Raw genomic sequence first — 22,131 nt, 5'->3', positions numbered from 1 at the left:
CGCTAACGAAAAGGAATGCGCCATGACCCAGGCTCTGGCAGATATGCGTCGTGATTACACCCGGGATGGCCTGACCGAGGCGCAAGCCCCGGCCGAGCCGTTTGCGCTGTTTCACCAGTGGTTCGCCGACGCGGTGAAAACCGAACAGGCGCCGGTGGAGGCCAACGCCATGACCCTGGCCACGGTCGACAAGGATGGGCGACCGCACTGTCGCATTCTGCTGCTCAAGGGGCTGGACGAGCAGGGCTTCACCTTCTTCACCAATTACGACAGCGCCAAGGGCCAGCATCTGGCGGCCAACCCGTTTGCCGCCATGACCTTCTTCTGGCCGACCCTGGAGCGTCAGGTGCGCATCGAAGGGCGGGTGGTGAAGGTCTCGCCCGCGGAGTCGGATGCGTATTATCAGGTGCGTCCGCTGGGCAGCCGCCTCGGTGCCTGGGCTTCACCGCAGAGCCGGGTGATCAACGGGCGCGGTGAACTGGAAGATTTGCTCAAAGCTACCGAGCAGCGTTTCTCCGATACTCAGCCCGACTGCCCGGAACACTGGGGCGGTTACCGCTTGCTGCCGGAGCGCATCGAATTCTGGCAGGGCCGTCCGAGCCGTCTGCACGATCGCCTCAACTACCGTGTGCAGGGCGCCGACTGGATTCTTGAACGTCTGGCACCTTAAGTAGTCTACCGAGCGGGATAGCCTGCCGCAGCGGCCTCCAGCCACTTCGGCAGGTCCCGGCGCTTGATCTTCTGCGCCTGAGCGTTCGCTAACTGTTCGAGCATGAACGTGCGTTTGTCTTCGTCCTTGCCGGCCAGCGACAGCGCCAGATCGCGATCCATCCAGCGTTTGATCCGCACGTACAACCACCCATGGAAGTACAAACCGGCGGCAGTGGTGACGACGATGATGAAGTAATCCATGAAAATCCTTGGTGTCCGTGGCGCAGAATCGGTAATTTGGCGCTACTGTAGGGCTACATCAGGGAGAGCGTGCAGGTGTCTGTACCGCGCCTGAATGAAAGCCAATTTATCCGGGCGGTGTCGTGACAGGCGTCAAGCCACGGAGTTTAATGACTATATGTTTCTTTGGAGTTGATGCTATGCGTAAGTCTGTTCTGCTGGTTGCTTCCTTTTCCACGATGGCGATGTTGCTTACCGGCTGCCAATCGAGCCTGACCGGTGACTCCTACTCCCGTGACGAAGCGCGTCGCGTGCAGACGATTCGCATGGGCACCATCGAATCCCTGCGCCCGGTCAAAATCGAAGGCACCAAAACCCCGATCGGCGGCATCGCCGGTGCAGCGGTGGGTGGCGTCGGCGGCAGCGCCATCGGCGGCGGCAAGGGCAGCATCGTTGCTGCGGTCATCGGTGCAGTGGCGGGCGGCCTGATCGGTTCGGCAACTGAAGAAGGTCTGACCCGTACCCAAGGTGTGGAAATCACCGTGCGTGAAGACGACGGCAGCATGCGTGCCTATGTGCAGCAGGTTCAGGAGAACGAAGTGTTCCGCGTTGGCGAGCGCGTGCGCATCTCCACCGTTGGCGGGACCAGCCGCGTTTCGCACTAAGCGGAATTTAGGGTAAAGAAAACCCCGATCAGGTGACTGGTCGGGTTTTTTTTTAGGATATTTACTCGCTTCCATAACAACCCATTTGAAAATTGTATTTAGAGTCGTAGAAAGATCGACCGATTAAAGCTTCCAATTGCTTTATCTGCTCTTGGTCGAGGTCATAACCAAAGATTTCTTCTTCGGGATTGACCCAATGCATGATTACTCTGAGCCGCTCAATGTTTCCATCTGGAACGGGGATCTCGAAAACTAACCGAGCTGTGCGTTTATTAAATGCCTCGACGGTGTGATTCAGCTTGAAGTTGCCATAAGTCATTCGATGCATACCAACTGAACTATATGAGTTGCGTCCAAGAGCTTTTCTCCAGTCCAGTCCCCCAAAATTTTGATCTGCTCTTCGTCTAAATCAGAGCCATCGAACTCATCTTCAGGTTGTTGCCAGTTCATCAGCGCCTTCAATGCTTCCTCGTGATGCGCCGCGATCTCTACGGTCAGGAGCAAATTCTCAGTCTTTCGATCGAATACCTCTATTACATGCTTCATTTTTCTACTCTCCTTGTGGAATCGGCAGGCTTTGTTTGTTTCCCTGTTTTCGGGTCGTATTCTCCAAGATGTTTTCCTTGCTTGGTGTACATCTCAACCTTGCCATGCTGAGAGTCCCATTCGTAAATTTTCCCCGATGCATCTTTCCAACGTCTTCGCTTTTTTCCTCCACCGCGAACGGAGGTTTTCAGTGGTGCAGGTTTCACGTCTGGAAAGGCCGGCAGCGAAACAGGGGCGGGGTGGTATTTGAAATCTTTAGGAACGTTTAAGACTATATATACCGGCTGAACCAACGAGCCAGGTGGAAAAACCAGAATAAAATCCCGATAATCCGGCGGATAAACCGGATTGACCAGAATTCCATCCGCTGCTTTTGTCGGCGGGTACACCCAGATGTGCGGTGCCTGCGGTGCAGCCTCCAGCGCGGGGATGCCGAGGATGTCGGAGCCATCCACAGCCGGCGTCCAGATCAGTTCCACACCTTCGCCCAAGTCAGCAATGAACTGGCTGCCACGCAACTTGAACTGCACGACATCAACCATTTCCCAATCGCGATTCTTGCCGGTGTAGAAGCCGTAGCCCTTCAGGCTGCCGTCGGTTTGCTGTTCGACCCTCAGCCGAACACGCGTTCGCGCCTGTTCAAGTCCACGCAGTTGATCGTCGGTATAGAGGGCGCTGTCACCAAGGTTCGATGGCATGAACAACGCAACCAAACCAACCAAAGGCGCAACAGCCGCGCTTGATACAACAGCGGGCACTGCTTCAAACATCGACCCCGCCAGAGCCAGACTGCCAAATCCAGCCGGAATAGCGGTTGCACCGATTTTCTTGAGAGGAACTGCGCCGCTTTCATCGGCTTCACGCGCGCCCAGCAGGATCAGGTCGCCGTAATCCCTCAGGCTGTCGGTCGGCACCATCCCCGAAGGGCTGGAGTAATCGATAATCGCATCCGGCAATTTGCAGGACTTGGCGAATACGCAGCCGGCACGCACGGGCTCTGTCTTTTTGGCCGCCACCTCACGGCTGCGCTCGAAAGCTTCTTGTCGCGCCAGCATGGCGTCGTAAGCGTTTTGTCTGGCATCGCGCTCGGCCAGTTCACTGGCCGTCATGTAACGGTAAGTGACGTGGTGCCCGTCGCCTTGCGGTGGGTTTTGAACCCGGGGAATGTCCTTGTTGCCAGCCACTGATCGTCCTTTCGTTCATCCGTCGACAGCCCTTCGCAAAGGGCTGCGCAACGTTAACGAAGCAGGAAAATGGTGGCTGTAGGACGCTTCGCTAAAGACGTGAGGATTGTTCGCTGTGTAACGGGAACGCACGAAGTTTGTGGCGAGGGTGCTTGACCCTCGCCACAGAGGTTATATCGGTTGGGAGTTCTTGCGACTCGCCGCCGCCGTCACCGCATAACCAATCAACGCCGCCAGAATCGACCCGGTCAAAATCCCCATCCGGTCCATGCCAGCGTAATCACTCACACCCGGTTCAAACGCCAGCGAACCAACGAACAGGCTCATGGTGAAGCCGATGCCGCACAGGATCGCCACGCCCAGCACCTGACCCCAGTTGGCGCCCTGCGGCAGCGCGGCGATGCCGGTTTTGACCGCGAGCCAGGTCAGACCGAACACGCCGACGGTCTTGCCCAGCAGCAGGCCGACCGCAATACCCATCGGTACGTGGTGAGTGAAGCTTTCCACGGTGACCCCGGTCAGCGACAGGCCAGCGTTGGCGAAGGCGAACAGCGGCAGAATGCCGTAGGCCACCCACGGGTGCAGCGCATGTTCGAGGGTCAGCAGTGGCGACGGCTCGGCGTTTTTCGTGCGCAATGGAATGCAGAAAGCCAGGGTTACGCCCGCCAGCGTGGCGTGGACACCGCTCTTGAGGACACAGACCCAGAGGATCAGTCCGATGATCATGTACGGCCCAAGCTTGACCACCCCGAGCCGATTCATCGCCACCAGCGCTGCGATGCACGCTGCCGCCAGACCCAGCGACAGGGTCGACAGTTCGCCGGAATAGAAGATCGCGATGATCACGATGGCGCCAAGGTCATCGATGATCGCCAGGGTCATCAGGAACAGTTTCAGCGATACCGGCACACGCTTGCCGAGCAGCGCCAGTACGCCGAGGGCGAAGGCAATGTCGGTGGCGGTCGGGATCGCCCAGCCGTCGAGGGCTGCCGGGTTGTCACGGTTGAGAAACCAGTAGATCAGCGCCGGTACCAACATGCCGCCGATGGCTGCCGCGCCGGGCAGGACGATCTGTGAAGGCTTCGACAGTTGGCCGTCGAGGACTTCGCGTTTCACTTCCAGGCCGATGAGCAGGAAGAACATCGCCATCAGACCGTCGTTGATCCACAGCAGCAGGGGTTTAGCGATTTTCAACGCACCGATCTGCGCCACCACCGGAGTGTCGAGCAGGCCGGTGTACAGCCACGACAGCGGCGAATTGTTGATAATCAAAGCCAGGATGGCCGCGGCGATCAATAACAGACCGCTGGCAGCTTCCAACTGAAAGAAACGCGTGAAAGTGCTACGCAGAGGCAAGGTCGCTCTCCATCGATAAAGTCATAAGGTGGGACACCCTAACCCGTACTGTTAGTTGTTAAAACAAAAGTTATATTCTTTTTTGTTATATGTCGTTACAAGGTGTCTGGCCCAAGCCATGCTGAGCCTAGCAGTTGCCTGACATATTGAGACTCAGCTGTATCTGTGCGCGCTATAGGATTTTTCCTAAGCTGATGAGTGAGCCTTTTGTACATATTCATCTCCTGCCCGATTCAACGAGAACCATCACCATGAGCGACAACCGACAGTGGGCCCGCGAAGCCATCCGCATCATCGAGGCGGATTTTCAGCGCAGCGCCGACACCCACTTGATCCCCTTGCCGCTGCCGGGTTTTGCTGGCATCGAGTTGTACTTCAAGGATGAGTCCAGTCATCCGACCGGCAGCCTCAAACATCGTCTGGCCCGCTCGCTGTTTCTCTATGCGCTGTGTAACGGCTGGCTCAAACCCGGCGCGCCGGTGATTGAGGCGTCCAGCGGTTCGACGGCGATTTCCGAAGCGTATTTCGCGCGGATGCTCGGCCTGCCGTTTATTGCGGTGATGCCGGCGACCACGTCCAAAGAGAAGATCGCCCAGATCGCGTTCTACGGTGGCCAAAGTCATCTGGTGAAAGATCCCACGCAAATCTACGCCGAGTCCGAGCGTCTGGCCCGCGAGCATGGTGGCCACTTCATCGACCAGTTCACCTACGCCGAACGCGCCACCGACTGGCGCGCGAACAACAACATCGCCGAATCGATTTTCCAGCAGATGCGCTACGAGAAACACCCGGAACCGAGCTGGCTGATTTCCAGCCCCGGCACCGGCGGCACCACCGCGACGCTCGGTCGTTACGTGCGCTATCGCCAGCATTGCACCCGCGTGTTGTGCGCCGATGCCGAGCGTTCGGTGTTCTTCGATTTTTACCAGACCGGCGATGCGAGTCTGCGCCTGGATTGCGGCTCGCGCATTGAAGGCATTGGCCGGCCGCGCGTTGAAGCGTCGTTTCTGCCCAAGGTGATCGATGCGATGGTCAAGGTGCCCGATGCCTTGTCGCTGGCGGCCATGCATTGTCTGGCGCAGCGTCTGGGACGGCACGTCGGTGGGTCGAGCGGGACCAATCTGATCGGCGCCTTGATGGCGGCGCAGCAGATGAAAGCGGCGGGGGAGTCGGGGTCGATCGTGGCGATTCTGTGCGATGGCGGCGAGCGCTATGCCGACACGTATTACGATCAGGATTGGCTGAAGGCGCAGGGGTATGAGTTGAGTGGGTTGATCGACGCAGTGGCGGCGAGTGCCGAACACGGTGAGGCGCTGCCGACTTCAGTCCTGCGCGCCAATATCTGACACACCGAAATCAACTGTAGGAGTGAGCCTGCTCGCGATGGCGTAATAACATTCAACATTGATGTTGAATGGACTACCGCTATCGCGAGCAGGCTCACTCCCACAGGGTTTTGTGTCAGTCAGTCAGTCAGTCAGTCAGTCAGTAAGGCCGAGTATGTCGCGCGCCACGGCTTCAGCAATGCGAATCCCGTCAACACCCGCCGACAGAATCCCGCCCGCATAACCCGCGCCTTCACCGGCCGGGAACAAGCCCTTCACGTTCATGCTCTGCAGGGTTTCGTTACGGGTAATGCGCAGCGGTGACGAAGTGCGCGTCTCAATCCCGGTCAACACCGCATCATGCAGCGAGTAGCCGCGAATCTGCTTCTCGAACGCCGGCAAGGCTTCACGAATCGCTTCGATGGCAAAATCCGGCAAGGCCAGCGCCAGATCGCCCAGCGCCACGCCCGGCTTGTACGACGGCTCGACTTCACCCAGTTCGGTTGAAGGAATGTCATTGATGAAGTCGCCGACCAGTTGCGCCGGGGCCTTGTAATCGCTACCACCGAGGATAAACGCGTGGGATTCCAAGCGTTCCTGCAACTCGATCCCGGCCAGCGGGCCGCCCGGATAATCGACTTCCGGGGTAATACCGACAACGATGCCGGAGTTGGCGTTGCGCTCGTTACGCGAGTACTGGCTCATGCCGTTGGTGACCACGCGGTTCGGCTCGGACGTCGCCGCGACCACGGTGCCGCCGGGGCACATGCAGAAGCTGTAGACCGAGCGGCCGTTCTTGGCGTGGTGCACCAGTTTGTAGTCGGCAGCGCCGAGTTTCGGGTGGCCGGCGTATTTACCCAGACGCGCACGGTCGATCAGCGATTGCGGGTGTTCGATGCGGAAACCCACCGAAAACGGCTTGGCTTCCATGAACACGCCACGGCTGTGGAGCATACGGAAGGTGTCCCGGGCACTGTGGCCGAGGGCCAGAACCACGTGTTTCGAATGCAGGGTTTCGCCGCTGGCCAGTTGTACGCCGACCAGTTGGCCGTCTTCGATCAGCACGTCGGTGACGCGCTCCTGGAAGCGCACTTCACCGCCCAGTTCGCGGATCTGCTCGCGCATGTTTTCAACCATGCCGGTCAGACGGAACGTACCGATGTGCGGTTTGCTGACGTAGAGGATTTCTTCCGGCGCGCCGGCCTTGACGAACTCGTGCAGGACTTTACGGCCAAGGAATTTCGGGTCTTTGATCTGGCTGTACAGCTTGCCGTCGGAGAACGTGCCCGCGCCGCCTTCGCCGAACTGCACGTTGGATTCTGGGTTGAGTACGCTTTTACGCCACAGGCCCCAAGTGTCCTTGGTGCGCTGACGGACTTCGGTGCCGCGCTCGAGGACGATCGGCTTGAAGCCCATTTGCGCCAGCAGCAGGCCGGCGAAGATCCCGCACGGGCCGAAACCGACGACGATCGGACGCTGGCTCAGGTCGCTCGGCGCTTCACCGACGAATTTGTAGCTGACATCCGGCGCCACGTTGACGTTACGATCGTCGGCGAACTTGCCCAACACCTTGGCCTCGTCGCGCACTTGGAGGTCGATGGTGTAGATGAAGCACAGTTCGGAGGACTTTTTGCGCGCATCGTAGCTGCGCTTGAACAAGGTGAAATCGAGCAGATCATCGCTGGCGATGCCCAGGCGATGCACGATGGCAGGGCGCAGGTCTTCTTCGGGATGGTCGATTGGCAGCTTGAGTTCAGTGATTCGTAACATGGCGAGGATCCGGGTTCGCGGGGCGCACAACTGCGCCAGGGCGTTTGAAGGCCGCGATTATAAGCCGCAAAGGCCGGATCCGGTGAGGCTAAAACGCTCAGTCGTTGCGCGATCCGCCGAAATACCCGCAACCGCGCTGCACCTGGCCATCGATGCGCAACTCGGCGCTCATGTGCTGCACACTGCCGGTGCTGCTGTCGACGCAGCGTTGCGGCGCGACCCACAATTCGATGCGCTGGTTGTTGGCTTCGCTGCTCAGATTGAAACGACCGTCGCCCAGTTGTTCTTCAACATAGGGCACGGCAAGCGGCGGCTGGCCTTCGCGATCGATGACCATGCCTTTGCCACTGACTTTGACGTTCCACTCCGGGCCATGGCCGGTGGCGCGCAGGATCAGTTGTTTGAAGTTGGGATCATCGCAGGCCGTGCCGGAACGCTCGACGCGGTACAGCTGAGTCAGATCGAGACGGTCGCCAGCGACCTTGCCGCGCACATCGGCGAATAGCTTGCCTTGCTCGTCGGCGAGGGTCGCCGCTTCTTGCAGAATGCTGGTGCCACCGATGTCATTGACCACCAGTTGGCGCTGATCCTGGCACGGCTGGAACACCAGTTTGCCGTCAGCGGCGGTCAGTTGCCCTTGCATCCGCGTTTGCCCGACGTGCGAGACACTTTCTCGCTGGCCATCGAACAACTGGCAAGCGGCAAACAACGGCAGCAGGGCAACAACGATTAACGAACGGGCAACACGCATCTTCGGCTCTCCAGACAAGTGCCGCCACGTTACTGAGGCTGACTGCCGATCACAAGGTTTGTCTGGCCACTATTGAGTTGGGCATGGGGTCGCCGCATAGTCTTGCGCTTGTCTGGTTTGATGGATCGAGGTGCGCTCAATGCAATGGAAGGTCGCGATACTGCTATTGGTAACGTCATGCGCTGGCACCAGCCAGGCTGCCGATCTTAATTTTTCCTCAGCGGCTGATTTCGCAAGGATGGAAATTCTGCTCAAGGATGATCAGGGCGCCCATCCGGACTTTGCTCAGCTTTCCGTTACCCTGACTCCCGAAGCAACCGCCCGGGCCAAGGCAATCAGTCGTGAGGCGCTGGGCCAGCCATTGAACCTGTCGATCAATGGCCAGCACATTTCAACAACTACATTGCATTCGGAGCTTGGTGGGCTGCTCAGGATCGTGATGCCGCGGCCTGTTGCCAAAAGCCTGTTACCGACTTTGATCGAGTAAATGAAGCTCAGCCAACGTGAAACGTCTGACCTGTCTGCAGGCCTTCGACACTTTTCGCGTAGGCCAATGCCACATCGGCCGCAGGCACTGGTTTGTAACCACGGAAATACGGGGCGTAGCTGCCCATCGCTTCGAGCAGTACGGTCGGGCTGATCGAGTTCACTCGCAGGCCGCGCGGCAGTTCAATGGCGGCAGCGCGGACGAAGCTGTCGAGGGCGCCGTTGACCAGCGCTGCCGAGGCGCCGCTGCGGATCGGATCGTGGCTGAGCACGCCGGTGGTGAAGGTGAATGACGCGCCGTCATTGGCGAATTCGCGACCGATCAGCAGCAGATTGACCTGGCCCATCAGTTTGTCTTTGAGGCCGAGGGCAAAGCTGTCTTCCGTCATCTCACCCAGCGGGGCGAAGGTCACGTTGCCGGCGGCGCAAACCAGTGCATCGAACTTGCCGGTTTTTTCGAACAGCTTGCGGATTGATGCGCTGTCGCTGATATCCACCTGCAAATCACCGCTGCTGCGCCCGATACGGATGACTTCGTGGCGTTGCGAGAGTTCTTTATCCACCGCCGAACCAATGGTGCCGCCAGCGCCTATCAACAGAATCTTCATCGAGCTGTACCTCAAGTGATTGAACGAGGTTTCAGTCTAGAGTGGTTTTTTCTGTGGATAAGCGCACTAATAGGCAACCTTTGGTTTTCAATTGGAAACAATCCATGAGCGAGATGGATGATCTGGCGGCGTTCGCGGTGCTGATCGAGGCGGGCAGTTTTACCTTGGCCGCGCAGCAATTGGGCTGTAGCAAAGGGCAGTTGTCCAAGCGCATCAGCCAGCTTGAGGCGCAGTTTTCTGTGGTGTTGTTACAACGCACCACCCGGCGCTTGAGCTTGACCGCCGCCGGCGCAGCATTGTTGCCGCAGGCCCAGGCGCTGGTCGTCCAGGTGGAAAGGGCGCGTCAGGCCTTGGCGCGGTTGAAGGACGACATGGCCGGCCCGGTGCGCATGACGGTGCCGGTGTCGCTGGGCGAAACCTTTTTTGATGGTTTGCTGTTGGAGTTCTCGCATAAATACCCCGAGGTGCAGATCGAGCTGGAGCTGAACAACAGTTATCGCGATCTGTCCCGGGACGGCTTTGATCTGGGGATCCGCAGCGAGGTGGCCAATGACCAACGACTGGTGGCCAAGCCGTTGCTGGCATGGCAGGAAATGACGTGCGCCAGCCCGGCGTATCTCGAGCGTTTCGGTGAACCGTTGACGCCACCGGCACTGGCCGAGCATCGCTGCTTGCTCAACAGTCACTACAGCGGACGTGAAGAGTGGCTTTACCACCAGCAGCATGAATTGCTGCGGGTGCGAGTGTCGGGACCGTTTGCCAGCAACCATTACAACTTGCTGAAGAAAGCCGCGCTTAGCGGCGCTGGTATCGCGCGATTGCCTTCCTACTTGCTGCAAGCGGAATTGGCTGACGGCAGATTGCGCTGGCTCCTGCGTGACTTTCAGACCCGGCGCATGCCGATGTACCTGGTGCATCCGTATCAGGGTGGATTGCCGAAACGCACGCAGGTGCTCGCGGACTATTTGATCGGCTGGTTCAAGCGCAGCGGTGAGGCGCTGGATCGCCTCCAGCGCTGATCATATGAACATAAATCCCATGTATGAGCTGCCGAAGGCTGCGATCTTTTGATTTTGTTTTTTTCAAAGCAAGATCAAAAGATCGCAGCCTTCGGCAGCTCCTACAGGTCGGCGTTCAGTTGGCGAAATGGCGGGCGATCAGATGATCAATCGACAGCTTGCCCGGCCCGGTCGCCATCAGGTACAGCAACACCGCCGCCCAGGTGCCGTGGGTTGGATAAGCATCCGGGTAGACAAAAAGCTGAATGGTCAGGGTCATGCCCAACAACGCCAGCGCCGAAAACCGCGTAGCGAAGCCAATCAGAATCAGCACAGGGAAGAAGTGCTCGGCAAACGCCGCCAAGTGCGCGGCGATCTCTGCTGACAACAACGGCACGTGGTATTCGCTCTTGAACAACGCAATGGTCGAGTCGGCCAGACGTGGCCAGCCGAGTTGAAAGCTGCCCTCGATCAGATCGATAGCCAGGCCTTCAACCTTGGTCTGCCCTGACTTCCAGAACACCGCGGCAATCGAGAAACGTGCAATGAAGGCGATCAGGCTGTGGGGGATTTTTTCCAGCAGCGCGATGGCGCGGGTGATGAGCGTTTTCATGGCAGTTCCTTGTTATTCAAGTGGGTAATGGCGTTGCGCGCGAACAGTAAGCCGAGGGTTTGAGCGAGGTCGAATTCAGGGCTGTGTTCAGCCGCTGCCAGCAGTGGCTGTCCATCGATCAGGTTGCGGATAAACGTGCTGGCGCCGGGGTCGAGGGCAAACACTTCGACGTCCAGGTCATTGCGCAACACCAGCGCGTGTTGCCTTTGGTTGACGTCGATCCCCTCCAGCGTCGAGTCGTGTTGATGTGCGCCCCAGATCGCGACTACGGCATAGGCTGAGTCGAGCAGGTGAAGGGAGGGATGAAGGTCGAGGCGCAGCTCACTTAGCGTTTGCGCATCAGCCAGTGCTGCCGTGATCTTTTCCGGACGCACGGGAAGGGCGTCGGCCGCGTGGTAGGCGAGGGTGCGCAGGTGCTCAAGGCGCGCCACATCTGCCAGATAAGGCACTCTGCCGGCCGGTTCAAACGCTGCAATGAAGTCCGCAAATGCCTCGCCGTAGCGATTCATCAACGGACTCTGCGGCGGCTGCTGCTGGACGAAAATAGCCGCCATGGCGCGGAAGAATTCATCGCCGACCAATTGCGCAACCACCGGATAACCGTCACTCAACGCATTGATCAGCGAACCCTGCACGTTGTTGCGATACACCGCGAAGCGGCTCGCCGGATCAGCACCGTTGGTACTGCACAGACCTTCGGGGCAGGGCAGTCGCGTGTCGATGAGCGCGGCAGCAAAAGCGCGTTGGCTGCTCATGCGCGGCCTCCGGCATCACGCAAAAACGCATCAGCCTGCTGAGCTTCCGCCAGCAGCACCGCAAACGCCGGCACTTGATTGTCGCGCTCGATCAACGTCGCCACCGGGCCGACGCGTTGCAGCACTTGCCGGTACAAACCCCAGACGTTTTGATCGATCGGCGCGCCGTGATCATCTATCAGCAAACGGTCACCGAGGTTGTCGCAATCTTCGGCATACCCGGCCAGATGAATTTCACCCACCGTGTGTAATGGCAACGCATCGAGATACGCCAGCGGATCACGCTGATGGTTCACGCAAGAAACGTAGACATTGTTGACGTCCAGCAGCAGGCCACAACCGCTGCGGCGGATGACCTCGGCGATGAAATCTGCCTCATCGAGGGTCGAGCGCTGAAACGCCAGATAAGTCGCCGGATTCTCCAGCAGCATTGGCCGTTTGAGCGTGTTCTGCACTTGATCGATATGCTCGCAGACGCGATTCAACGTCGGCGTGTCATAGGCCAGCGGTAACAGATCATTGAGAAACACCGGGCCATGGCTCGACCAGGCCAGATGTTCGGAAAAGGCTTGCGGTTGATAGCGCCGAATCAGCTCGGCAAGGCGTTGAAGATGTTGTTTATCCAGTGGCCCTTCAGCACCGATGGACAAGCCGACACCGTGCAACGACAGCGGATACTGCTCGCGGATCAAACCGAGAAAATGATGAAACGGACCGCCGGCCACCATGTAGTTTTCGGCGTGCACTTCGAAGAAGCCAATGTCCGGTTGTGAGCCGAGCACTTCACGAAAGTGCCCGGTCTTGAGCCCCAGCCCCGCACGGGGCGGGAGCCCGAAAAGGGCTGCCTGAGTGCAGGAGGGGGCATGGTCATTGATTGTGAGCATGATCGTCACTCAGGCAGGCCAACGATCAGGACTTGGCTTTGAAGGCTTCCATCTGACCGAAACCGGTCGGCGAGGTTTTGCTTTCAGTGGTAGCGCAGGTGCCCTTCGGAACGAGTTTCCAGGCGTTGGCCTGGTAGTCCATTTTCGCGGTGCCGGCACAGGTCGTGCCTGCGCCTGCTGCGCAATCGTTGTGACCTTTCATGGCGACGCCGAAGCATTTTTCCATGTCGTCGGCGGCGTGGGCGGTGGAGACGGCGGCGATGCTCAGGGCAGAACCGAGGGCCAGAACCAGGGCAGTGGCGGACAGGGTGCGAGTGGTAGCAGTCATGATGTTTCTCCAGTCTTGGTCAGGGTTTTTACAAGCGGTTTGTGCTTGCTTATCCCACTAGAGAAAGCCCACTGCGATGCGTTACAGCGATGCTCAAATTATTTTTGAATAACCTGCAGGCTGACTTTGTGTTCTATCCCTCCGGACTGCCGAGGCTGTTCTATAGTCAACTCGAAGGCCTCTTTGCCCGGGCCGATTTACCAGGACGGTATCTCATGAAAAAGGATCGCTCAGACTCCGCTGTGCTATCGCGCCGGACTTTATCTTTTGCCCTGGCTTGCGCATTTCCCTTGTGGTTCAGTTCGGTGGCTGCGCAGACAGTTTCCGATCCGCAGGACACCCTCAAGCGCATCAACCTCAACTACAACACCCTCAAAGACGCTTGCCAGGAACCCGACACCGGTGCCGCGCGCGGCCTCTACTATTGCAGTGGCGTGACCTTGCGCATGGTCAACGACGGGCCCTTCAATCCCTGGGATTACAGCCCGTACGCGATCAAGATTGGCGCGACGTCCTACTCGTGGATCCGCAAGGATCTGAGCACGCGAATTCTTATTCACCCGGCGGGTTTCATTCTGCGCACCCCCACCGATGCGGCGGCTATGAAGCTGCCGGTCAAGGAGCAGGGATTTACGTGCATCTACGCCTTCGACGGCGGCACCGGGCCCGAGCGCAAGTGGTATGGCTGCGGTTTCTTCGACAGCCGTGAGCCGCCGCGCGCGGCCCAGGGTGCGATGAACAATCGCAATGCCGCGCTGGCCTATGGCACCTGCGCCGAAGCCGGGGTCAATACCGCCGAGCAGTGGACGCAGAAATACACCGGGTTGATGAAGGGGCCGATCCAATATGGCCAGTGCTCGTGGAACGCGGAAAAACCCAGCGACTGGAAAGCGATGATCCGGGTTCACGAGTCACGGCCGAACACCACCAACAAGGACCCTTTCGCCTTCAGTGCCCAGGTCAATGAGTTCATGTTGAAGAACGCCACGTCGACCAACGATGGCAGCGAAAACATGAAGTACATCGATGCCTTCATCTACAACGTCAACAGCACGCAGAACTTCGCTACGCGCGGTGATCAGGCGCCACCGAAACCGGAGAACGGTTTGAACAGTGCACGCAACTTTCAGAAGAAACTCCACGCACAGGGTTACAGCGTGCCGATCCTGCGCCTGGATTTCACCAAGCCGCCCGAGCAGCGCTTCAGTTATGTCGCCGCTGATCAGGCGATAGAGCCGATGGTGGTGGGCGGTGCACAGCCGACGCCCGTCGCGCCTGCGCCCAACTACATCGCCTCAGCCAGTTGGATAAAACGTTACGACCCGGGCACACGCAAGGATGAGTGGAGCTTGAGCGTCGTCCCCACGGCAGCCGGCCGCGCCTTGCCCAACGAGCAACTCGGGGTTTTGTACGATCAGTTGTTCGCCCTCAAAGGGGCCGACAGCAACTGGCGCGACAATGAAAAATCCGTCGGCAGCATGCGTCAGCAATTGAGTTGCGTCCTGGTCAATTACCGCGCCAAGACGCCATGGAATCTCGAGCCGTTTCGCCCGGGCTTGTCGGACAGCGAGACTCGGGCGGCGGGCTGCAATCCGGTCCCGCGTTGAAGGTGTGTTTGGCTAATCAAGGAGATGCAAGCCATGAAAAAACGGTTGAACAGGATCGCGCCATTGCTGATGTTGCCCCTGCTGGTGCAGGCCACCTGGGCTTATGCGGAGTCATGTGACGAGACGCTGAAAAAGGTCGAAACGTTGTACAACAAGACCGTCGACAGTTGCGGGCAGGATCCCGCGTCAGACTGTTCCGGGTTGCTGGTGCGGGGCACGCATCGGGCGGACCCGGCGAAGGGGCAAAAATGGGATGTGTGGAATCCCAGCCCGAAAGCTGTGGAGCTGGGAACGTTTGCCGCCTCGTATATGCGCGCCGATGGCATCAGCTATGAAGACCCCGGCATGAGCACGCAGAATGGCTACCTCATTACGCCAAGGGATCTGATTCGCGACCCCGAGACGCCGGTGCACGTGTACTGCGCCTTTCCCAATGACGCCTGGACCGACTATCGCAATGACCGGGGGTGCGGCGACAACAAAAACACCACGGCTTCAGAAGCGGTTTGCCAAGCCATGAAACCGCCGATCAGCAATCCGAATGCCTGGGTCGCGCACTTCACCCAGTACAACAACAATCGGCAACAGGACCAGTTGCAGTGTGGCTTCAATATGCGCAATCCGATGAGCAGCAAGGAGCGGGTCGACGCCTTTCGCAACTTCATGGGCGCGCGCAAAGTCATCAACAGTCGCGAGTTTCAAACCCAGACAGAACTGCGACTGGGTAATCCGAAAACCGATGAACTGCCGATTCTGGCGTTTTTCTACAGTGACCAGCGCGGCTTGAACGATGCCATGGCCAATCAGCGCGACTACAAGGCGAAGACCGGCAAGGACCGCAACATCGTCAAGATCGATTTCCCGCGAACCCCGACCGCCAAGGCCACCTTCTCTTGCGTACAAAGCGCACCGGCGCCGACGCAGTTCTGTGAGAAGTACATCGAGTCGAGCACCTGGGTACAACGCCCCGATCCGAAACTGGGGCCGAACACCTGGTCGCTGTCGGTGGTGCCGACCGCTTGCGGGCGCGCGATCAAGGATGACCAGACCGACCGGATGTTTGCCGAGTTGTACAACAAGCACAAGGACGATCAGCAATGGCGGCAGTACAGCGTCAATGGCGGGTCACTGCGTCGGCAGATGGTCTGCCATCTGGCGGCGACCTACGAGGGCAAGCCTGTGCGCAACAAGCCAGAGTGGAACCTTGAGCCGGCACGTCCGTATGTCGATCAGGCCACCGCTGTAGCCCAACACTGCAACCCGTACTGACAATACATCCCGTGTAGGAGCTGCCGAAGGCTGCGATCTTTTGATCTTTGTTTTTAAGATCAAGATCAAAAGATCGCAGCCTTCGGCAGCTCCTACAGGGGGATTTCGCAGGCATAAAAAAACGGCCCGAAGGCCGTTTTTCTGTTTGGCGACATGCATCAACCGCCTAGGTACGCCTCGCGTACTTTCGGGTCGGTCAGCAGCGCTTCACCGGTGCCTTGCATGACCACACGGCCGTTCTCCAGAACGTAAGCGCGGTCAGCGATTTTCAGCGCCTGGTTGGCGTTCTGCTCGACCAGGAACACCGTCACACCGTCCTTGCGCAGCATTTCGATGATGTCGAAAATCTGCTGGATGATGATCGGTGCCAGGCCCAGCGACGGCTCGTCGAGCAGCAGCAGTTTCGGCTTGCTCATCAGTGCACGGCCGATGGCGAGCATTTGCTGTTCGCCGCCGGACATGGTGCCGCCGCGCTGGTTGAAGCGTTCTTTCAGGCGCGGGAACAGGCCGAGGACCTTGTCCATTTGCTCCTGATAATCGCCCTTGTCGGTGAAGAAACCGCCCATCGAGAGGTTTTCTTCAACGGTCAGGCGGGCAAACACCCGACGACCTTCCGGCACCACCGCAATGCTCTTGCGCATGATCTGCGACGAGTCCTGGCCGACCAGTTCCTCACCCATGTAGCGGATGCTGCCGCTGTGCGCCTGCGGCGAACCGCAAAGCGTCATCAGCAGCGTCGACTTGCCGGCACCGTTGGCGCCGATCAGGGTCACGATCTCGCCCTGACGGACTTCGACGTTGACGCTGTGCAGGGCCTGGATCTTGCCGTAGAAGGTGGAAACGTTTTCGAACTGCAGCATTTACGCTTCCCCCAGATAGGCTTTGATCACTTCAGGATTGTCGCGGATCTGCTCCGGCGTGCCGTCAGCCAGAGGCGTGCCCTGGTTGATCACGACGATGTGGTCGGAAATGCTCATGACCAGTTTCATGTCGTGTTCGATCAGCAGCACGGTGACGTTGTGCTCTTCACGCAGCACGCTGATCAGCGCCTTGAGGTCTTCGGTTTCCTTCGGATTGAGGCCGGCAGCCGGTTCGTCGAGCATGAGGATCCGTGGACGGGTCATCATGCAGCGAGCGATTTCCAGACGCCGTTGCTGACCGTAGGCCAGGGTGCCGGCGGTACGGTTGGCGAACTCTTTGAGGTTGACCTTTTCCAGCCAGTATTCGGCGAATTCCATGGCCTCGCGTTCGCTTTTGCGGAACGCCGGGGTCTTGAACAGACCAGCCAGAAAGTTCGTGTTCAAGTGACGGTGCTGGGCGATCAACAGGTTCTCTACCGCCGTCATGTCCTTGAACAGGCGCACGTTCTGGAAGGTGCGCACCACGCCTTTGAGGGCGATCTTGTGGCCCGGCAGGCCTTGAATCGGCTCGCCGTCCAGCAAGATGCTGCCGCCGGTTGGCTGATAGAAACCGGTCAGGCAGTTGAACACGGTGGTCTTGCCGGCGCCGTTCGGCCCGATCAGTGCAACCACTTGTTTCTCTTTGACGGTCAGGGCCACGCCGTTGACCGCCAGCAAGCCGCCGAAGCGCATGCTCAGGTTCTCAACTTTCAAGATCTCGCGGCTCATTTTCGCAACTCCATGTGTGGGCGTTGCATCGGCAGCAGACCTTGTGGACGCCAGATCATCATCAACACCATCAGCGCACCGAACATCAACATGCGGTACTCGCTGAACTCACGCATCATTTCCGGCAACAGGATCATCACCACGGCCGCCAGGATCACACCCAGCTGCGAGCCCATGCCCCCCAGCACGACGATGGCGAGGATGATCGCCGACTCGATGAAGGTGAACGACTCCGGGGTCACCAGACCCTGACGGGCGGCGAAGAAGCTACCGGCGAAACCGGCGAAGCTCGCACCGAGGGTGAACGCCGACAGCTTGATGATCGTCGGATTCAGACCCAGTGCCCGGCAGGCGATTTCATCTTCACGCAGCGCTTCCCACGCACGGCCGATCGGCATGCGCAACAGACGGTTGATGATGAACAGCGCCGCCAGCGCCAGCAACAGAGCAACCAGGTAAAGGAAAATTACCTTGTTGATCGAGTTGTATTCGAGGCCGAAGTATTCGTGGAAGGTCTGCATGCCTTCCGCCGCTTTACGCTCGAAGGTCAGGCCGAAGAATGTCGGTTTCTCGATGTTGCTGATGCCGTTCGGACCGCCAGTGATGTCGGTCAGGTTACGCAGGAACAGACGGATGATCTCGCCGAAGCCGAGGGTCACGATCGCCAGATAGTCACCGCGCAAACGCAACACCGGGAAGCCCAGCAGGAAGCCGAACGTCGCCGCCATCAGGCCGGCAATCGGCAGGCAGATCCAGAAGCTCAAGCCGTAGTAGTGCGACAGCAGCGCGTAGCTGTAGGCGCCGACGGCGTAGAAGCCGACGTAACCGAGGTCGAGCAGACCGGCCAGACCAACGACGATGTTCAGACCGAGGCCAAGCATCACGTAGATCAGGATCAGCGTCGCGATGTCCACCGCGCCACGCGAGCCGAAGAACGGCCACACCAGGGCACCGATGATCAGCGCAATGATGAAGTAGCGTTGCGTGGTCGGCAGGGTCAGGAAGTTGCTGGCCTTGGCCGGGATCAACGGCATACCCGGCGAGGATTTCCACGCCTTGCTGATCTGCTGGTTGAACAGCACCCGCAGGAACATCAGCACCGAGCAGATGGCGATGGTCGCCAGAATCATCGGGCTGGTGTTGTGCACTTCGAGGTTGATGCCGACGATGGTCAGTTTCAGACCGAGTACCGGGTAGGCCACAGCCCACACCAGCAAGGCACTGAACAGCGCCTGTTTAAGATTTCTAGTCATACTTTCTCAACCTCCGGACGGCCCAGAATGCCGGTCGGACGGAACAACAGCACCAGAACCAACAAGCCGAAAGCCACGACGTCCTTGTACTGGTCGCCGAAGATATCGGCGCCAAACGCTTCCGCCACCCCAAGCACCAACCCGCCGAGCATGGCGCCGGGGATGCTGCCGATGCCGCCGAGTACCGCTGCGGTGAAGGCTTTGAGACCGACGAGGAAACCGGCGTTCGGGTTGATCACGCCGTATTGCATGCTCAGCAGCACGGCCGCGATGGCCGCCAGCGCAGCACCAATGACGAAGGTCAGGGCGATGATGTTGTTGGTGTTGATGCCGAGCAGGTTGGCCATCTTGATGTCTTCGGCGCAGGCGCGGCAGGCGCGACCCAGGCGAGAGCGGGAGATGAACAGCGTCAGGCCGAGCATGGCGACCAGGGTCACCACGAACACCACGATTTGCATGTAGGAAATCAGCACTTCATGTGCGCCACCTGGCCCGAAGGAAATATTCCCGGGGATCAGGTTGGGGATGGATTTGTCCTTGGAGTCTTGCGCCAGCAGAACCGTGTTCTGCAGGAAGATCGACATACCGATGGCGGAGATCAGCGGGATCAGACGGTTGCTGCCGCGCAGGGGGCGGTAGGCGATCCGTTCGATGCTGTAACCATAGGAACTGGTGACAACGATGCTCGCGATGAAGGCTGCGGTCATCAACAGCGGGACGTTGTCGATTCCCATCATGGCCAGCCCGGCGATGGCGATGAACGCCACGTAGGAACCGATCATGTACACCTCGCCGTGGGCGAAGTTGATCATTCCAATGATGCCGTAAACCATCGTATAGCCGATGGCAATCAGGGCATACGTGCTGCCAATGGTCAGACCATTAACCAGCTGCTGGAAGAAGTGATAGAGGTCAGGCATTACAACGCTCCTAAAAACCTGATACGCATTTCACTGGTGGAGTCATTTTCCCGCCCGGCCCCGTGGATCTTTATCCACTTCGAATCCGGGTTTTGCCAGCGAACCGCTGATGACGGTTTTGAGATTTTCAGGTGGGGAGACTGGCGGATCACGCCAGCGCGGCCCATACATTCGTAAAACAAAGCCCACGGCACGCCGTGGGCTTTATTGGCAGTCAGTCAGGCAGCGCCTTACTGAGGCGAAACTTCAGTTTTTGGTTTGCCGAAGTGCCACTCGTAAACCACAAATTTGAAGTCCTTCAGGTCGCCCTTGGCGTCGAAGCTCAGGTCGCCAGTCGGGGTTTTGAAGGTGCCGGCGTGAATGGCTTCGGCCACTTTGGCAGGGTCTTCGGATTTGGCTGCGGTGATACCGCCGGCAATCACTTCAACCGCCGAGTAGGAAGGGAACACGAACGGGCCGCTCGGATCTTCTTTCTTCGCCTTGAATGCATCTGCCAGAGCGATGTTGGCCGGATCCTGGTCGAAGGATTTCGGCAGGGTCACCAGCAGACCTTCGGAAGCGTCTTTGGCGATCTGCGAAATGGAGTCGTTACCCACGCCTTCCGGACCCATGAACTTGGCTTTCAGGCCTTTTTCAGCCGACTGACGCAGGATCAGGCCCAGCTCCGGGTGGTAGCCGCCGTAGTAAACGAAGTCGACGTTGGCTTGCTTGAGTTTGGCGATGATCGAGGAAAAGTCCTTGTCGCCGGCGTTGACGCCTTCGAACACGGCAACTTTGGTGCCTTTCTTCTCGAGGGTGGCTTTAACGGCGGTGGCGATGCCTTCACCGTATTGTTGCTTGTCGTGCAGCACAGCAACGATTTTCGGTTTTACGTGATCGGCAATGTAGTTACCAGCGGCAGGGCCTTGGGCGCTGTCCAGACCGATGGTACGGAAGACCATTTTGTAGCCACGGGCGGTGATGTCCGGGCTGGTGGCAGCCGGGGTGATCATGATCACGCCTTCGTCTTCGTAGATATCCGAAGCCGGTTGAGTGGAGCTGGAGCACAGGTGACCGACCACGAACTTGACGCCGTCGTTGACGACCTTGTTCGCGACCGCTACCGCTTGTTTTGGATCGCAGGCATCGTCGTATTCAACGGCTTCGAGTTTCTTGCCGTCCACGCCGCCCTTGGCGTTGATTTGCTCGATGGCCATTTTTGCGCCACTGAACTGCATGTCGCCGTACTGGGCTACTGGACCGGTTTTAGGGCCGGCGATACCGATTTTGATGGTGTCAGCTGCGAACGAATGGCTGGCAACCCCGGCCAGAACCATAGCGGCAAACAGTTTGGAAATCTGCTTAGTAGCCTTAGTCATAGTGCTCCACTCTTACTGTTGTAATTTTTTTGAGTTCTGGCGCCGTAGCAGCAGAACCGGGTCAGATATCTTTGCGATACCCTCCGGAAATGCCCCCGGCAACTGTACCGGTACAGTGTAGAGCGCCGGTTGTCAGCCTGGGAAGCGGGCGCCGAGGGGCAAAACTTGGAGGTGTCGCATTTTTGAATGAAAAAGACAGAATTGCGGCGGGGCGTTTGTGGGCATATATCCCAATCAGCAGCATTCCTTGGCGTTCCTGCTCTTTTCGTTCGGTGCAGCCATTTGCAACCGGGTTTTGCTGGCGGACCACCGACGTTATTATTCGCGTCGATTTCTTTTCCGGACAGCACCCATGAATCAAGAACCTAGCACCCTCTATGCCAAGCTGCTTGGTGAAACCGCATCTATTACCTGGAAAGAGTTGGAGCCGTTCTTCGCCAAGGGTGCCCTATTGTGGGTCGACCCTGCGCTGGATTTGATCGCCGCCGCTGAGGCCGTGGCGTCGGATGATGGCGAGAAAGTGGCTGCCTGGCTGGCCGAAGACAAAGTCGCCAAGCTGTCTGAAACGCGGGCGCTGGATCTTTTCGAACGCGATCCTCAACTGTGGGCAGTGGTGGTTTCGCCGTGGATTCTGATCCAGGAAAGGGCGGGCGCTGCCGACGTTGCACCTTGATGGTGCGTCCACTGGTCGGCGAAAAGTGTGTAGCGGAGTAGCGTGATGGCACGTTGCCGTGGAGAAAGGCCACAAGCGAGGGTGGCATCACGGTGACGTAAACGTAACGGGAACAGTTTAGAGAGCAGCCTAACGGCTGCTTAATTGTTTCTGGATATGATCGTTCCCACGCTCCGCGTGGGAATGCATCAATGGACGCTCTGCGTCCGCATTGGGACGCAGAGCGTCCCGGGCTGCATTCCCACGCAGAGCGTGGGAACGAT

Annotated in this window: 25 protein-coding genes; 8 read left to right on the top strand and 17 right to left on the bottom strand. The window is 58.6% G+C overall.

What is annotated here, in order from left to right:
* Positions 1-22 precede the first annotated feature (22 nt).
* The gene (gene pdxH / locus FGA82_RS28535; RefSeq protein ID WP_141129683.1) at positions 23-670 is read left to right on the top strand and encodes a pyridoxamine 5'-phosphate oxidase; all 648 of its coding nucleotides are present in this window, start codon (positions 23-25) and stop codon (positions 668-670) included.
* A gap of 5 nt (positions 671-675) precedes the next feature.
* Here pdxH and FGA82_RS28530 read toward each other — a convergent pair whose 3' ends face one another.
* The gene (locus FGA82_RS28530; protein ID WP_141129682.1) at positions 676-912 is read right to left on the bottom strand and encodes a hypothetical protein; all 237 of its coding nucleotides are present in this window, start codon (positions 910-912) and stop codon (positions 676-678) included.
* Positions 913-1,091: 179 nt separating this feature from the next.
* Here FGA82_RS28530 and FGA82_RS28525 point away from each other — a divergent pair, with 179 nt between their 5' ends.
* On the top strand, positions 1,092-1,556 hold the full coding sequence (locus FGA82_RS28525; RefSeq protein ID WP_008086349.1) for a glycine zipper 2TM domain-containing protein: 465 nt from the start codon (positions 1,092-1,094) through the stop codon (positions 1,554-1,556).
* Between the two features lie 61 nt (positions 1,557-1,617).
* On the opposite strand, the gene FGA82_RS28520 is transcribed toward FGA82_RS28525, so the two are convergent.
* The 4 genes from FGA82_RS28520 to nhaA all read right to left on the bottom strand — a co-directional run bounded on the left by FGA82_RS28520 (position 1,618) and on the right by nhaA (position 4,642).
* Positions 1,618-1,875, bottom strand: coding sequence for a DUF7683 domain-containing protein (locus tag FGA82_RS28520; RefSeq protein ID WP_249384299.1), 258 nt, complete (start codon positions 1,873-1,875; stop codon positions 1,618-1,620).
* Positions 1,872-2,102 (bottom strand): DUF7683 domain-containing protein, encoded by a 231-nt coding sequence (locus tag FGA82_RS28515; protein WP_141129681.1) that lies wholly within the window; start codon positions 2,100-2,102, stop codon positions 1,872-1,874. Before FGA82_RS28515 ends, FGA82_RS28520 begins: the two co-directional genes overlap by 4 nt.
* Positions 2,099-3,286, bottom strand: coding sequence for a colicin E3/pyocin S6 family cytotoxin (locus FGA82_RS28510; protein ID WP_141129680.1), 1,188 nt, complete (start codon positions 3,284-3,286; stop codon positions 2,099-2,101). Before FGA82_RS28510 ends, FGA82_RS28515 begins: the two co-directional genes overlap by 4 nt.
* 171 nt (positions 3,287-3,457) lie before the next feature.
* Positions 3,458-4,642 (bottom strand): Na+/H+ antiporter NhaA, encoded by a 1,185-nt coding sequence (gene nhaA, locus FGA82_RS28505; RefSeq protein ID WP_141129679.1) that lies wholly within the window; start codon positions 4,640-4,642, stop codon positions 3,458-3,460.
* Between the two features lie 251 nt (positions 4,643-4,893).
* On the opposite strand from nhaA, the gene FGA82_RS28500 reads away from it, so the two are divergent.
* Entirely contained in the window at positions 4,894-5,988 is a 1,095-nt protein-coding gene (locus tag FGA82_RS28500) for a PLP-dependent cysteine synthase family protein (RefSeq protein ID WP_141129678.1), read from the top strand.
* Between the two features lie 135 nt (positions 5,989-6,123).
* On the opposite strand, the gene FGA82_RS28495 is transcribed toward FGA82_RS28500, so the two are convergent.
* Together FGA82_RS28495 and FGA82_RS28490 are read right to left on the bottom strand one after the other, a co-directional pair.
* Positions 6,124-7,737: an NAD(P)/FAD-dependent oxidoreductase gene (locus tag FGA82_RS28495; RefSeq protein ID WP_141129677.1), complete on the bottom strand. Its 1,614-nt coding sequence runs from the start codon at positions 7,735-7,737 to the stop codon at positions 6,124-6,126.
* Between the two features lie 97 nt (positions 7,738-7,834).
* Complete coding sequence (locus tag FGA82_RS28490) at positions 7,835-8,488, bottom strand: COG3650 family protein (RefSeq protein ID WP_141129676.1); 654 nt, start codon at positions 8,486-8,488, stop codon at positions 7,835-7,837.
* A gap of 139 nt (positions 8,489-8,627) precedes the next feature.
* Between FGA82_RS28490 and FGA82_RS28485 the strand changes: the two genes are divergently transcribed.
* The gene (locus tag FGA82_RS28485; RefSeq protein WP_141129675.1) at positions 8,628-8,975 is read left to right on the top strand and encodes a hypothetical protein; all 348 of its coding nucleotides are present in this window, start codon (positions 8,628-8,630) and stop codon (positions 8,973-8,975) included.
* Between the two features lie 7 nt (positions 8,976-8,982).
* Here the strand turns inward: FGA82_RS28485 and FGA82_RS28480 are convergent, their stop codons facing one another.
* Positions 8,983-9,582, bottom strand: a complete 600-nt coding sequence (locus FGA82_RS28480; protein WP_122600752.1) for a short chain dehydrogenase — start codon at positions 9,580-9,582, stop codon at positions 8,983-8,985.
* Positions 9,583-9,686: 104 nt separating this feature from the next.
* On the opposite strand from FGA82_RS28480, the gene FGA82_RS28475 reads away from it, so the two are divergent.
* A complete protein-coding gene (locus FGA82_RS28475; protein WP_141129674.1) occupies positions 9,687-10,601 on the top strand; it encodes a LysR family transcriptional regulator in 915 nt (304 codons plus the stop codon).
* Between the two features lie 115 nt (positions 10,602-10,716).
* On the opposite strand, the gene FGA82_RS28470 is transcribed toward FGA82_RS28475, so the two are convergent.
* The 4 genes from FGA82_RS28470 to FGA82_RS28455 are packed head-to-tail and all read right to left on the bottom strand — an operon-like array spanning position 10,717 to position 13,160.
* Complete coding sequence (locus tag FGA82_RS28470; RefSeq protein ID WP_141129673.1) at positions 10,717-11,193, bottom strand: DoxX family protein; 477 nt, start codon at positions 11,191-11,193, stop codon at positions 10,717-10,719.
* Positions 11,190-11,948 (bottom strand): HvfC/BufC N-terminal domain-containing protein, encoded by a 759-nt coding sequence (locus FGA82_RS28465; RefSeq protein WP_141129672.1) that lies wholly within the window; start codon positions 11,946-11,948, stop codon positions 11,190-11,192. Before FGA82_RS28465 ends, FGA82_RS28470 begins: the two co-directional genes overlap by 4 nt.
* Entirely contained in the window at positions 11,945-12,832 is an 888-nt protein-coding gene (gene bufB, locus FGA82_RS28460; protein ID WP_141129671.1) for an MNIO family bufferin maturase, read from the bottom strand. Before bufB ends, FGA82_RS28465 begins: the two co-directional genes overlap by 4 nt.
* 25 nt (positions 12,833-12,857) lie before the next feature.
* Positions 12,858-13,160, bottom strand: a complete 303-nt coding sequence (locus tag FGA82_RS28455; RefSeq protein ID WP_141129670.1) for a BufA1 family periplasmic bufferin-type metallophore — start codon at positions 13,158-13,160, stop codon at positions 12,858-12,860.
* A 305-nt stretch (positions 13,161-13,465) separates the two neighbouring features.
* On the opposite strand from FGA82_RS28455, the gene FGA82_RS28450 reads away from it, so the two are divergent.
* Together FGA82_RS28450 and FGA82_RS28445 are read left to right on the top strand one after the other, a co-directional pair.
* A complete protein-coding gene (locus FGA82_RS28450; protein ID WP_249384298.1) occupies positions 13,466-14,767 on the top strand; it encodes a DUF2599 domain-containing protein in 1,302 nt (433 codons plus the stop codon).
* A 33-nt stretch (positions 14,768-14,800) separates the two neighbouring features.
* On the top strand, positions 14,801-16,036 hold the full coding sequence (locus FGA82_RS28445) for a DUF2599 domain-containing protein (RefSeq protein WP_141129668.1): 1,236 nt from the start codon (positions 14,801-14,803) through the stop codon (positions 16,034-16,036).
* Positions 16,037-16,194: 158 nt separating this feature from the next.
* Here FGA82_RS28445 and FGA82_RS28440 read toward each other — a convergent pair whose 3' ends face one another.
* The 5 genes from FGA82_RS28440 to FGA82_RS28420 all read right to left on the bottom strand — a co-directional run bounded on the left by FGA82_RS28440 (position 16,195) and on the right by FGA82_RS28420 (position 21,195).
* The gene (locus FGA82_RS28440; RefSeq protein ID WP_008082262.1) at positions 16,195-16,896 is read right to left on the bottom strand and encodes an ABC transporter ATP-binding protein; all 702 of its coding nucleotides are present in this window, start codon (positions 16,894-16,896) and stop codon (positions 16,195-16,197) included.
* Entirely contained in the window at positions 16,897-17,664 is a 768-nt protein-coding gene (gene livG, locus FGA82_RS28435; RefSeq protein WP_077571419.1) for a high-affinity branched-chain amino acid ABC transporter ATP-binding protein LivG, read from the bottom strand. It abuts the gene before it with no gap.
* Positions 17,661-18,917, bottom strand: coding sequence for a high-affinity branched-chain amino acid ABC transporter permease LivM (locus FGA82_RS28430; protein ID WP_141129667.1), 1,257 nt, complete (start codon positions 18,915-18,917; stop codon positions 17,661-17,663). The genes livG and FGA82_RS28430 overlap by 4 nt, the downstream gene beginning before the upstream one ends.
* Entirely contained in the window at positions 18,914-19,837 is a 924-nt protein-coding gene (gene livH / locus FGA82_RS28425; RefSeq protein ID WP_034154997.1) for a high-affinity branched-chain amino acid ABC transporter permease LivH, read from the bottom strand. Before livH ends, FGA82_RS28430 begins: the two co-directional genes overlap by 4 nt.
* A 230-nt stretch (positions 19,838-20,067) precedes the next feature.
* Positions 20,068-21,195, bottom strand: coding sequence for a branched-chain amino acid ABC transporter substrate-binding protein (locus FGA82_RS28420; RefSeq protein WP_034154998.1), 1,128 nt, complete (start codon positions 21,193-21,195; stop codon positions 20,068-20,070).
* Positions 21,196-21,547: 352 nt separating this feature from the next.
* On the opposite strand from FGA82_RS28420, the gene FGA82_RS28415 reads away from it, so the two are divergent.
* Positions 21,548-21,868 (top strand): DUF2288 domain-containing protein, encoded by a 321-nt coding sequence (locus FGA82_RS28415; protein ID WP_141129666.1) that lies wholly within the window; start codon positions 21,548-21,550, stop codon positions 21,866-21,868.
* Positions 21,869-22,131: the final 263 nt, after the last annotated feature.

Origin of the sequence: Pseudomonas fluorescens (assembly GCF_005938625.1) — a bacterium.
Classification (GTDB): Bacteria; Pseudomonadota; Gammaproteobacteria; order Pseudomonadales; family Pseudomonadaceae; genus Aquipseudomonas; species Aquipseudomonas fluorescens_BD.
Note: the sequence above shows the minus strand (reverse complement) of the source record. Positions and strands in the feature narration are given on the sequence as shown.

What these genes read in the sequence shown, in the direction of transcription:
- pdxH (WP_141129683.1), top strand. Translation starts at nt 23, where the DNA reads ATGACCCAGGCTCTGGCAGATATGCGTCGTGATTACACCCGGGATGGC.
- FGA82_RS28530 (WP_141129682.1), bottom strand. Translation starts at nt 912, where the DNA reads ATGGATTACTTCATCATCGTCGTCACCACTGCCGCCGGTTTGTACTTC.
- FGA82_RS28525 (WP_008086349.1), top strand. Translation starts at nt 1,092, where the DNA reads ATGCGTAAGTCTGTTCTGCTGGTTGCTTCCTTTTCCACGATGGCGATG.
- FGA82_RS28520 (WP_249384299.1), bottom strand. Translation starts at nt 1,875, where the DNA reads ATGACTTATGGCAACTTCAAGCTGAATCACACCGTCGAGGCATTTAAT.
- FGA82_RS28515 (WP_141129681.1), bottom strand. Translation starts at nt 2,102, where the DNA reads ATGAAGCATGTAATAGAGGTATTCGATCGAAAGACTGAGAATTTGCTC.
- FGA82_RS28500 (WP_141129678.1), top strand. Translation starts at nt 4,894, where the DNA reads ATGAGCGACAACCGACAGTGGGCCCGCGAAGCCATCCGCATCATCGAG.
- FGA82_RS28495 (WP_141129677.1), bottom strand. Translation starts at nt 7,737, where the DNA reads ATGTTACGAATCACTGAACTCAAGCTGCCAATCGACCATCCCGAAGAA.
- FGA82_RS28490 (WP_141129676.1), bottom strand. Translation starts at nt 8,488, where the DNA reads ATGCGTGTTGCCCGTTCGTTAATCGTTGTTGCCCTGCTGCCGTTGTTT.
- FGA82_RS28485 (WP_141129675.1), top strand. Translation starts at nt 8,628, where the DNA reads ATGCAATGGAAGGTCGCGATACTGCTATTGGTAACGTCATGCGCTGGC.
- FGA82_RS28480 (WP_122600752.1), bottom strand. Translation starts at nt 9,582, where the DNA reads ATGAAGATTCTGTTGATAGGCGCTGGCGGCACCATTGGTTCGGCGGTG.
- FGA82_RS28475 (WP_141129674.1), top strand. Translation starts at nt 9,687, where the DNA reads ATGAGCGAGATGGATGATCTGGCGGCGTTCGCGGTGCTGATCGAGGCG.
- FGA82_RS28470 (WP_141129673.1), bottom strand. Translation starts at nt 11,193, where the DNA reads ATGAAAACGCTCATCACCCGCGCCATCGCGCTGCTGGAAAAAATCCCC.
- FGA82_RS28465 (WP_141129672.1), bottom strand. Translation starts at nt 11,948, where the DNA reads ATGAGCAGCCAACGCGCTTTTGCTGCCGCGCTCATCGACACGCGACTG.
- bufB (WP_141129671.1), bottom strand. Translation starts at nt 12,832, where the DNA reads ATGCTCACAATCAATGACCATGCCCCCTCCTGCACTCAGGCAGCCCTT.
- FGA82_RS28455 (WP_141129670.1), bottom strand. Translation starts at nt 13,160, where the DNA reads ATGACTGCTACCACTCGCACCCTGTCCGCCACTGCCCTGGTTCTGGCC.
- FGA82_RS28445 (WP_141129668.1), top strand. Translation starts at nt 14,801, where the DNA reads ATGAAAAAACGGTTGAACAGGATCGCGCCATTGCTGATGTTGCCCCTG.
- FGA82_RS28440 (WP_008082262.1), bottom strand. Translation starts at nt 16,896, where the DNA reads ATGCTGCAGTTCGAAAACGTTTCCACCTTCTACGGCAAGATCCAGGCC.
- livG (WP_077571419.1), bottom strand. Translation starts at nt 17,664, where the DNA reads ATGAGCCGCGAGATCTTGAAAGTTGAGAACCTGAGCATGCGCTTCGGC.
- FGA82_RS28430 (WP_141129667.1), bottom strand. Translation starts at nt 18,917, where the DNA reads ATGACTAGAAATCTTAAACAGGCGCTGTTCAGTGCCTTGCTGGTGTGG.
- livH (WP_034154997.1), bottom strand. Translation starts at nt 19,837, where the DNA reads ATGCCTGACCTCTATCACTTCTTCCAGCAGCTGGTTAATGGTCTGACC.
- FGA82_RS28420 (WP_034154998.1), bottom strand. Translation starts at nt 21,195, where the DNA reads ATGACTAAGGCTACTAAGCAGATTTCCAAACTGTTTGCCGCTATGGTT.
- FGA82_RS28415 (WP_141129666.1), top strand. Translation starts at nt 21,548, where the DNA reads ATGAATCAAGAACCTAGCACCCTCTATGCCAAGCTGCTTGGTGAAACC.